Source organism: Variovorax sp. P4_D9 (genome assembly GCF_056401695.1).
In genome coordinates this window covers 1-9,501 of the sequence record NZ_JBFUIU010000336.1, presented here as the reverse complement: position 1 = coordinate 9,501, position 9,501 = coordinate 1, and the positions used below count along the sequence as shown (strand labels likewise).

Sequence of the window (9,501 nt, the reverse complement as noted above, 5' to 3'; positions counted from 1 at the left end):
GAGCATCGCTGCCCAATGCGGCGGCACGGCGCGCATACCACTCGAAAGCGCCCAGCAGCAGGGCCGGCAGCACCCAGGGCCGCAGCAGGGCGCCGAGGTTGCGGCGTTCAGTCATGGCTCTGCGCGATGAAGGCGAACAGCTCGCGCCGCAGCCGCAGGAACTCCGGGTGTTCCTTGGTCCTGAGTTGGTCGCGCGGGCGCGGGATGTCGACCTCGATCATCCGCGCCATGCTGGGCCGACCCGGTCCGGGGTCGGCCTGCAGCGCGATCACGCGGTCGCCGAGATAGATCGCCTCCTCGAGATCGTGGGTGACGAAGAGCACCGTGAGGCCGTCGTCGCGCACCAGCCGGGCCAGCTCGTCCTGCAGGCCCTGGCGCGTCAGCGCATCGAGCGCGCCGAAGGGCTCGTCCATCATCATCAGCTCGGGCCTCTGCGCCAGGCAGCGCGCGATCTGGGCCCGCTGCTGCATGCCGCCCGACAGCTGCATCGGGAACTTGCCGGCATGGCGGGTCAGGCCGACCTTGGCCAGCACCTCGGCGATGCGCGGCGGCCGCAGGCCCGCGGGCACGCCGGCAGCTTCCAGAGCCAGGCTCACGTTGCCCTCCACCGTGCGCCAGGGCAGCAGCGCGCGGCCGTAGTCCTGGAACACGAAGGCGACTTCGCGCGACGGCCCGGTCATCGGCAGGCCGTGGCGCCGGACCTCGCCGGCGCTGGCGGCGACCAGCCCGCTGGCGGCGCGCAGCAAGGTGGTCTTGCCGCAGCCGCTGGGACCGACGATGCACACGAACTCGCCGCGCGCCACCGTGAAGGAGGTCGGCGACAGCACCTCGCGGCCGTCGTAGCGGATGGCGACGCGGTCGACGCAGAGCACGTCCGCGGCCTGGATCTCGCGTGCGTTCACTTCACGACCAGCTTCGCGACGTCGATCGGGGTCTTCAGCATCTCCTGCTCCTTCATGAGGCCGACCCAGTAGGCGAGCTGCTTCTCGCTCACCACGGCGCCGGGCGGCGAGATCTGCACCTTGGCCAGCACCTCCGGCGGCAGCTTGATGTACTTGCCGATGCTGGCGCGGACGCGGGCGTCGTTCTTCGGCTGCTGCATGAAGGCCGCGCCCTCCTGCACCGCGTCGCGGAAGGCACGCGCGGCGGCGGCGTTCTGCTGCACCCACTCACGCTTGGCGGCGTGGACGATGGTCTGGTTGCCCTCGGGCAGGAAGGTCGAGTAGTACGAGGCCACGTAGCCGGCGCCGCTGTCCGTGATGCGGCTCATGAACGGATCGGCCGATACCACCGCGTCGACCGAGCCGCCGCGCAGCAGGTCGCCATGCTGCGGAAAGGCGGCCTCGACGAAGTTCACCTTGCGGTAGTCGACGCCGTTGTCCTTCAGGTAGGCGCGGAAGGTCACGTGCAGGAAGGCGCCGAGGCCGGGCACGCCGATCTTCTTGCCCACGCAGTCCTGCGCGGTCTTGATGCCCGAGCCCGCGCGCGCCACCAGCCCGAAGCCGGTGATGGTCTTGGAGGTCAGGCCGCCGCCGGACACGACCACCAGGTCGAGCCCTCCATCGACCGCCTGCAGGAACACCGACGGCGTCGGTCCGCCGATCTGCAGCGAGTCCGACTGCAGGGCGGCCGGAATGGTCGAGTTCAGCGGAATGAACTTGAGCTCGACGTCGAGGTTGCGCTTCTTGAAGCAGCCCTCCTCGGCGGCCACGAAGACCGAGGCGAAGTCGGTCACGGCGGTGTAGCCGAACACGATCCGGGGGGCGGCCTGTGCGCGGGCGGGCAGGGCGGCGCCGAGGCTGGCGGCGCCCAGCGCCGACAGCAGGCTGCGTCGTTTCATCATGTCTGTCTCCTGGGGTGGGTTTTCTTCTGCGGGTTCCGGGGGCGCGGCAGCGCGGCGCGCAGCCCGCCGACGATGAAGCTCACGAGCATCGGCGCGGCGGCGGGGTCGGCGCGCCGGTTCTCGCCGTGCGACAGCCGTTCGATGCGGCTGTCGTTGAGGTGATGCAGGAGCGCACCCAGCGCGAACTGGTAGCCCCAGGCGACCTGGCCGCGCGTGGCGTGCGGCAGCGCGATGTGCAGCGCATCGATGTAGGCCTCGGCCAGCGGGTCGAAGTAKCCGCGCAGCACGCGGTCGGCTTCCTCGGTCGCGTGGTAGAGCTCGCGCGCCACCAGCAGTGCGTAGTACTCGCCCTCGGCGCTCGCGCGCAGGGCCAGCACCGGGCCCGTGAACGCCTCGATGATGCGCGGCAGCGTGCGCGGATCGGCCGGGTCGTTGCGCACCGCGCGCAGGCCGTCGAGCCGCTCCTCGATGGTGTGGCTCCAGTGCGCGAAGATCGCGTGGAAGAGCTCCTGCTTGGGCCCGAAGTAGTAGCCCACCAGCGCCAGCGGCACGCCGGCCTCGTCGGCGATCTGGCGGATCGACACCACGTGGTAGCCGTGCTGGGCGAACAACTTTTCCGCCGCCAGCAGGATCGCCTGCCGTCGGTCGGGCCGCGCCTCCTCGGCCGCCGCAGCGCTGCGGCGAGGCGATCGGCGAACGGGCGCGGCGCGTTGGACCATGGTGCGATTGAACAAGCGTACAAACTTATTGAACACTCGTACAAACCCTGTGCTAACCCGCATTGATCCCCGGGTGCCGGCGGCGTTAGGCTGCGAGAGTGAAACTCACGACACCCGCCCCCTTCGTTCCCCAGATCCGGCTCTACCAGAACTGGTTGCGCGACACGCGCGGCCTGGCCTTCGACAGCTACGACGCGCTGTGGCGCTGGTCGGTCACCGACCTGCCGGCCTTCTGGCAAAGCATCTGGGACTTCTTCGACATGCAATCGCCCACGCCGGCGAGCTGCGTGATTGCCGACCGGCACATGCCCGGCACGCGCTGGTTCCCGGGCGCCCAGGTGAACTATGCGCGCGAAGTGTTCCGGCATGTCGACGCCGCGCACGCGGCCGGCATGCCGGCGGTGATCAGCGAGAACGAGCTCGGCGAAGTGCGCGAGATGTCGTGGCCGGAATTGCGCCGGCAGGTCGCCGCCTTTGCGCTGGCGCTGCGCGAGCTCGGCGTCGAGCGCGGCGATCGCGTGGCGGCGTACCTGCCCAACGTGCCGGAGGCGCTGATCGCCTTTCTCGCCTGCTCGACCATCGGCGCCGTGTGGAGCGTGTGCGCGCCGGACATGGGAACGGTCGCGGTGGTCGATCGCTTCCGCCAGATCGAGCCGAAGGTGCTGGTCGCAGTCGATGGCGTCCACTACGGCGGCAAGCCGCTGGACCGCAGCGCCGTCGTGCAGGAATTGCGCGCCGCGCTGCCGAGCGTGCGCAGCCTCGTGCTGGTGCGCACGCCCTTCGCGGCGACGCGGATCCCCGCCGAAGCCGAATGGATGAACGCGGTGGCTCGCGACGATGCCGCGACCGCCGCCTTCGAGCCCGAGTGGCTGCCCTTCGAGCATCCGATCTGGATCGTCTATTCGAGCGGCACCACCGGCCTGCCCAAGCCCATCGTGCACGGCCAGGGCGGCATCATCGTCAACATGTATGCCTGCGGCCTGCACCACGACCTGGGCCCGAGCTACAGCGCCAACAACCACGGCGAGCGCTATCACTGGTACAGCTCGACCGGCTGGGTCATGTGGAACTCGCAGCTCTCGGGCCTGGCCTTCGGCTCGACCATCTGCATCTACGACGGCCATCCGGCCGGCAGCAAGGAGAAGCCCGACTGGGGCGTGCTGTGGCGCTTCGTCGCCCGGCACGAGGTGAGCTTCTTCGGCGCCGGCGCGGCCTATTTTGCCAACTGCATGAAGTCGGGGCTGGACGCGAAGGCCTGCGGCGACCTGTCGCGGGTCAGGGCGCTCGGGAGCACCGGCTCGCCGCTGCCGGAAGAGGTGCAGCGCTGGGGCACGGCGCAGGTGCTCGCGGCGGGTTCGCCGGCGCTGTGGTGGTACAACATCTCTGGAGGCACGGACTTCTGCGGCGCCTTCGTCGGCGGCAACCGCGAGCTGCCCGAAGTTCCGGGCCAGATGCAATGCCGCTTCCTGGGCGCCGCGGTCGAAGCCTGGAACGAAGCCGGCCAGCCGGTGATCGGCGAAGTCGGCGAGTTGGTCTGCGTCCAGCCCATTCCCTCGATGCCGCTGTACTTCTGGGGCGACGAGGGCAATGCGCGCTATCTATCGAGCTACTTCGACACCTATCCGGGCGTCTGGCGCCATGGCGACTGGATCAAGATCGGCGAGGACGGCGGCTGCATCATCTACGGCCGCAGCGACGCCACCATCAACCGACAGGGCCTGCGCATGGGCACCAGCGAGATCTACACCGCGGTCGAGGGCCTGCCCGAGGTGCTCGACTCGATGGTGGTCGATCTCGAATACCTCGGCCGTGAGAGCTACATGCCGCTGTTCGTCGTGCTGCGCGACGGCGTTGCTCTCGACGAAGCGATGCGCGCGAAGATCAACCACGCGATCAAGACCTCGCTGTCGCCGCGCTTCGTGCCCAACGACATCTTCCAGGTGGCGGAGATCCCGCGCACGCTCTCCGGCAAGAAGCAGGAGCTGCCGATCAAGAAGCTGCTGCTCGGCCAGCCGATCAACAAGGTCGTGAACCGCGAGGCGATGGCCAATCCGGCCAGCCTGGATTGGTTCGTCGCCTTCAGTCAAAGCTCACCCCCAGGCCGGCCTCGCCGCACGTAGGCAGGTCACAACCAGTTGCCGCTAGACGGCATCTGGATTGCGTCCGGGCCGCTGGTGTCGACCAGGGCGCCCAGGAACACGCTCAGCAGCGAGATGAAGATGCTCGCGAACACCGCGGTCCAGAAGCCGGACACCTTGAAGCCGCGCACCAGCGCCGACACCAGCAGGATCATCAGCGCGTTGATCACCAGCAGGAACAGGCCGAAGGTCAGCAGCGTCAGCGGCAGGGTCAGGATGATCAGCAGCGGTTTGACCACCGCATTGGCGAAACCGAGCAGCAGCGCGGAGATCACCAGCGAACCGGTACTCTCGAACTTGATCCCGCGGAAGATGTAGCTCGCGACCCAGAGCGAGAGGGCGGTGATGGCCCAGTGCAGCAGGAAGGGCGCCAGGGAATTCAGCATGTCGAGGCTCGCGGTTCGGATTGGAGCCGCGATCATATCGGCCGTCCGCCCGGCAGGGCGTCGCGACGTCCACAGGTGCTTTCCGGCTAACATGAACGTGAACGTACACGTTTGGATTGATGCGTGCCGTGACCACTTCCCAGGACAGCCTCACCGTGCGAGATGCCGCCGCCAGGCTCGGCGTCACGCCGCGCACCCTCAAGTACTACGAGGAGCTCGGCATCGTGGTGCCGGCCCGCAGCGAGGGGCGCTACCGGCTCTACGAGCCCGTCGACCTCGACAAGYTGGCGCGGGTGCTGCGCATGCGATCGCTCGGCTTTTCGTTGACGGCGATCACGGCGATGCTGCAGAAGCCCTTCGAGGCGCCGGCCGATGGCGGCCGGCCGCGGCTTTCCGCCGCCTCGCTGAAGGAACTCAAGAGCACGCTCGCGGCGCAACTCGAGGCACTGAGCGACCGGGTGGCCCAGGTGCGGCGCGAACTCAATGAGGCCGCCGCGCTGCAGGCCCAGTTGCGCCGCGACATCGACTACGTCGAGCGGCGGCTTGCCGGGGAACCGGTCGAAGCCGCGCTGGAGGAGCGCCGCCGGGAGCGCGGACTGAAATGAGCGGGCCGATCGCGGCACGCCCGGACCGCGGCCTCGACGTCGCCGCGCTGATGCCCTGGGTCATCGGCCTGGTGACCGGCATCGACTACTTCGACAACGCGGCTGTTCGCGTTCTTCGCTATATCGCGGGTGGCGTGCACACCTCGGCCGACGAACTGGTCTGGGCCTCGAGTGCCTATGCCCTCGGCGCGGTGCTCGGCATCCTCCAGCAGCACGCTTGGATCGAACGGCTCGGCTATTGGCGCTACCTGGCGATCTGCATGTTCGCCTTCGCGATCGGACGAGGATGCTGGAACAGCAGCCAACCTTCATGGCGTCGCTCGACGGCTTCCAGGCGATGGCGGTGGTGGCGCTGATCGCCGGTGTGTTCGCGGCCTGGCAGCGCGAGATCGGCTGAGCCTGCGTGGGCGCGAGGCCGTGCCCGGCTACAGGTCGGCGAAATCCGAGTTGCCGCTGTGATCCCTGGACTGCCACTCGACCAACCAGAGTTCCACCCGCGTGGCCACCCGGTCGAGCGCCACCTTGCGGTCGCTGTCCAAGTTGGACAGCAGCATGCGGCAGCGCAACACCCCGTCTTCATGCAGTTCCGCGAGACCGCCATGCGACCCTTCCTCGCCGCGCTTGAGCTGGAGGCTGAAGGTCCAGCCCTCGGGCAGGGCCAGTGAGAGTTCGAGGCTGCAGTCTTCTGAAGTGTCCATCAGGGCTCCGGGCCGCCCGGGGCGGCAACCGGAAAGCATAACCCCTGCCGCAGCGAGGCACTCAGGCCACATGCGCGTGGCGCGCCTGTTCGTACAGCGTGCGCGCCAGTTCGCGGTGCCGCGCCAGCAGGGGCGCGAGTTCGAGGTCCGTGAAGCGGCCATCCCGGATTCGCGCGCGACCATTGATCAGGCTCAGCGAGACGGTGGCTGGCTGGCAGAACACCAGCGCGGCCACCGGGTCGTGGCCGGCACCCGCATGCCCGACCCCGCGCAGGTCGAAGGCCACGATATCGGCCGACATGCCCGGCGCCAGCGCGCCGATGTCGTCGCGTCCGAGCACGCGGGCGCCGCCCAGGGTGGCGATCTCGAGCGCTTCCCGGGCGGTCATCGCGGCCGGGCCGAAGCCCACGCGCTGCAGCAGCATCGCCTGGCGCGCCTCGCCGAGCATGTGGGCGCCGTCGTTCGAGGCGCTGCCGTCGACCCCGAGGCCGACCGGCACGCCGGCCCGGCGCATGGCGCCGATCGGCGCGATGCCCGAGGCCAGCCGCATGTTCGAGCAGGGGCAGTGGGCGACGCCGGTGCCGGTGCGGCCGAACAGCGCGATGCCGGCCTCGTCGAGCTTGACGCAGTGGGCATGCCAGACGTCGCGGCCGACCCAGCCCAGGTCCTCGGCGTACTCGGCCGGCGTCATGCCGAATTTCTCGCGCGAATAGGCGATGTCGTTGTCGTTCTCGGCCAGGTGGGTGTGCAGCGAGACGCCGCGCTCGCGCGCCAGTTCGGCCGACAGCCGCATCAAGTCGCGCGAGACCGAAAACGGCGAGCAGGGTGCCAGCACGATGCGGCGCATCGCGTGACGCGAGGGATCGTGCCAGCGGCCGATCAGGCGCTCGCTGTCGCGCAGGATCGCCTCTTCGCTTTCCACCACCTCGTCGGGCGGCAGGCCGCCAAGGCTCTTGCCAACGCTCATGCTGCCGCGGGCGGCATGGAAGCGCATGCCCATCGCGTCGGCGGCCTCGATCGAGTCGTCGAGCCGCGAGCCGTTCGGGAACAGATACAGGTGGTCGCTGGTGGTGGTGCAGCCCGACAGCATCAGCTCGGCCATCGCGGTCCGGGTCGAGACCCGGATCATCTCGGGCGTGAKGCGGGCCCATAGCAGATACAGGTTCGTGAGCCAGCCGAACAGCTCGGCGTCCTGCGCCTCCGGTACGGCGCGGGTCAGGCTCTGGTACATGTGGTGATGGGTGTTGACCAGGCCGGGCATCACCACGTGGCCGCGCATGTCGAACGCCTCGGCCTGGCCGCGCGCCAGCGCCTCGGCGTAGACCGGCGGCAGCTCGGCCGTGGCGCCGACCCAGGCCACCGCCGGGCCTTCGGTTACGACGGCGCCGTCGGGGATCTCGTGCCGGGCGGCGTCCATGGTGACTAGCACGTCGGCGTGCCGGAGGATCAGCGGGCGAGGGGGCGTCGTGGGGGAATTCATGTCATTCGTTTCCGTGTGAGGTGCCGGCGGCCAGCGCGAGCGCGCGCTCCTTCGACAGCACGCCGTTGTAGAAGAGTTTCAGCAGCACCGCCACGCAGGTTCCGAGCACGATACCGCTGTGCGTGAAAGGATGGGTCCAGGCCGGAAAATGCTGGAAGAAGTTGGGCGACAGCGTCGGCACCAGCCCGAGGCCGATCGAGATCGCGATCACGTGCAGCGCATGGCGATTCTGGCTGTGGTCGATCGAGCCGAGGATGCGCACCCCGGTCGCCGCCACCATGCCGAACATCGCGATGCCCGCGCCCCCGAGCACGAAGGGCGGCACCGAGGCCACGATGTGCGCCACCTTCGGCAGCAGCGCCAGCGCGATCAGGAACAGGCCCGCCAGCGCGGCGACGTAGCGCGAGGCACGCCGGTGACGGTGACCAGGCCGACGTTCTGCGAGAAGGAGGTGTAGGGGAAGGTGTTGAAGACGCCGCCGATGACGGTGCCCAGGCCGTCGGCGCGCAGGCCGCGCGTCAGTGCATCGGAAGTGATCCGGCGCCCCCTGATGGCGCCGAGTGCCAGGAACATGCCGGTCGACTCGACCAGCGTGATCATCATCACGATGCACATCGAGACGATGGCGCCGAACTCGAAGCGCGGCAGGCCGAAGTGGAAGGGCGTCGTGATCGCCAGCCAACCGGTCTTCTCGATGTCGTCTAAGTGCATGCGGCCGAGCGCCAGCGACAGCGCCACACCGGCCAGGATCCCGAGCAGCACCGAGATGTTGGCCAGCAAGCCGCGGCCGAAGCGCGACAGGACGATCACCACCGCCAGCACCACGGCGGCGATCGCCAGGTTGGCCGGGTCGCCGTAGGCCGGGTTGGCCACGGAGTGGCGGACGCCGTCGATGAGCGTGGCCTGCGTCGGCTGGCCGCCCGCGGCCCAGTGGATCGCCACGCCCATCAGCGAGACGCCGATCAGCGTGATCACGGTGCCCGTCACCAACGGCGGAAAGACCCCGAGCAGCCGGCCCATCAGCGGCGCCACCGCGATGCCGAAGAGCCCGGCCGCGATGGTCGCGCCGTAGATGGCCGGCAGGTCGAGCGAGGGATCGATGCCGAGCGCGATCATCGGCCCGACGGCCGCGAAGGTGACGCCCATCATCACGGGCAGGCGGATGCCGAAGCACCAGATGCCCAGCGCCTGCACCAGGGTGGCGATGCCGGCGGCGAGCAGGTCGGCGTTGACCAGGAAGGCGATGTCCACCTTCGACAGCCCCAGCGCGCTGCCGACGATCAGCGGCACGGCAATGGTGCCGGCATACATCACGAGCACGTGTTGCAGGCTCAGCGCCGCGCCGCGCAGCGTGGAAGGGGGATCTTCGGTCGACCGCGTCGCTGTCGGGTGCTCGAGTCGTCGATGACGTGGCAGGCATGCGCGGACCTTTCTGGATGCGTCGAGGGCTGGGTCGGCCGCAGTCTAGGAGCCCGTCGGACTTGAGCCGCGGGGATCTGTTCGTTTGACCGCGCGGCGTCGATTGCTACGGCGCGAGGCGGAGTTGCCTTCCTCGAGGGGCCTGAGCGCCCCGCGAGTCGGGTCGTGGGGAGCATCTGCCTCCCTCTTTATGCGGCCCGCAGCACATGCAGC

The 9,501-nt window shown here is 69.2% G+C and carries 8 protein-coding genes and 2 pseudogenes; 3 read left to right on the top strand and 7 right to left on the bottom strand.

The genetic code is table 11. From position 1 onward, the window contains the following. Nucleotides 1–107: 107 nt before the first annotated feature. The 3 genes from AC1DY5_RS29710 to AC1DY5_RS29700 are packed head-to-tail and all read right to left on the bottom strand — an operon-like array spanning nucleotide 108 to nucleotide 2,562. Nucleotides 108–902: an ABC transporter ATP-binding protein gene (locus tag AC1DY5_RS29710; protein ID WP_478117280.1), complete on the bottom strand. Its 795-nt coding sequence runs from the start codon at nucleotides 900–902 to the stop codon at nucleotides 108–110. Continuing rightward, complete coding sequence (locus tag AC1DY5_RS29705; protein WP_478117278.1) at nucleotides 899–1,843, bottom strand: ABC transporter substrate-binding protein; 945 nt, start codon at nucleotides 1,841–1,843, stop codon at nucleotides 899–901. The genes AC1DY5_RS29710 and AC1DY5_RS29705 overlap by 4 nt, the downstream gene beginning before the upstream one ends. Continuing rightward, the gene (locus AC1DY5_RS29700) at nucleotides 1,840–2,562 is read right to left on the bottom strand and encodes a TetR/AcrR family transcriptional regulator (RefSeq protein WP_478117277.1); all 723 of its coding nucleotides are present in this window, start codon (nucleotides 2,560–2,562) and stop codon (nucleotides 1,840–1,842) included. Before AC1DY5_RS29700 ends, AC1DY5_RS29705 begins: the two co-directional genes overlap by 4 nt. A gap of 98 nt (nucleotides 2,563–2,660) precedes the next feature. Between AC1DY5_RS29700 and AC1DY5_RS29695 the strand changes: the two genes are divergently transcribed. Beyond that, nucleotides 2,661–4,682, top strand: a complete 2,022-nt coding sequence (locus AC1DY5_RS29695) for an acetoacetate--CoA ligase (protein ID WP_478117276.1) — start codon at nucleotides 2,661–2,663, stop codon at nucleotides 4,680–4,682. A 5-nt stretch (nucleotides 4,683–4,687) separates the two neighbouring features. On the opposite strand, the gene AC1DY5_RS29690 is transcribed toward AC1DY5_RS29695, so the two are convergent. After that, on the bottom strand, nucleotides 4,688–5,086 hold the full coding sequence (locus AC1DY5_RS29690; protein ID WP_478117275.1) for a phage holin family protein: 399 nt from the start codon (nucleotides 5,084–5,086) through the stop codon (nucleotides 4,688–4,690). A 128-nt stretch (nucleotides 5,087–5,214) separates the two neighbouring features. On the opposite strand from AC1DY5_RS29690, the gene AC1DY5_RS29685 reads away from it, so the two are divergent. Further along, a complete protein-coding gene (locus tag AC1DY5_RS29685; RefSeq protein WP_478117273.1) occupies nucleotides 5,215–5,691 on the top strand; it encodes a MerR family transcriptional regulator in 477 nt (158 codons plus the stop codon). After that, a pseudogene (locus AC1DY5_RS29680) lies at nucleotides 5,688–5,972 on the top strand (MFS transporter); the annotation flags it as partial. The gene AC1DY5_RS29685 and the pseudogene AC1DY5_RS29680, both read left to right, overlap by 4 nt. A gap of 144 nt (nucleotides 5,973–6,116) precedes the next feature. On the opposite strand, the gene AC1DY5_RS29675 reads toward AC1DY5_RS29680, so the two are convergent. The 3 genes and pseudogenes from AC1DY5_RS29675 to AC1DY5_RS29665 all read right to left on the bottom strand — a co-directional run bounded on the left by AC1DY5_RS29675 (nucleotide 6,117) and on the right by AC1DY5_RS29665 (nucleotide 9,289). Further along, on the bottom strand, nucleotides 6,117–6,389 hold the full coding sequence (locus AC1DY5_RS29675) for a hypothetical protein (protein ID WP_478117271.1): 273 nt from the start codon (nucleotides 6,387–6,389) through the stop codon (nucleotides 6,117–6,119). A 61-nt stretch (nucleotides 6,390–6,450) separates the two neighbouring features. Next, on the bottom strand, nucleotides 6,451–7,869 hold the full coding sequence (locus tag AC1DY5_RS29670) for an 8-oxoguanine deaminase (RefSeq protein ID WP_478117269.1): 1,419 nt from the start codon (nucleotides 7,867–7,869) through the stop codon (nucleotides 6,451–6,453). 1 nt (nucleotide 7,870) lies between these two features. Further along, nucleotides 7,871–9,289: pseudogene (locus AC1DY5_RS29665) on the bottom strand (nucleobase:cation symporter-2 family protein). Nucleotides 9,290–9,501 lie beyond the last annotated feature (212 nt).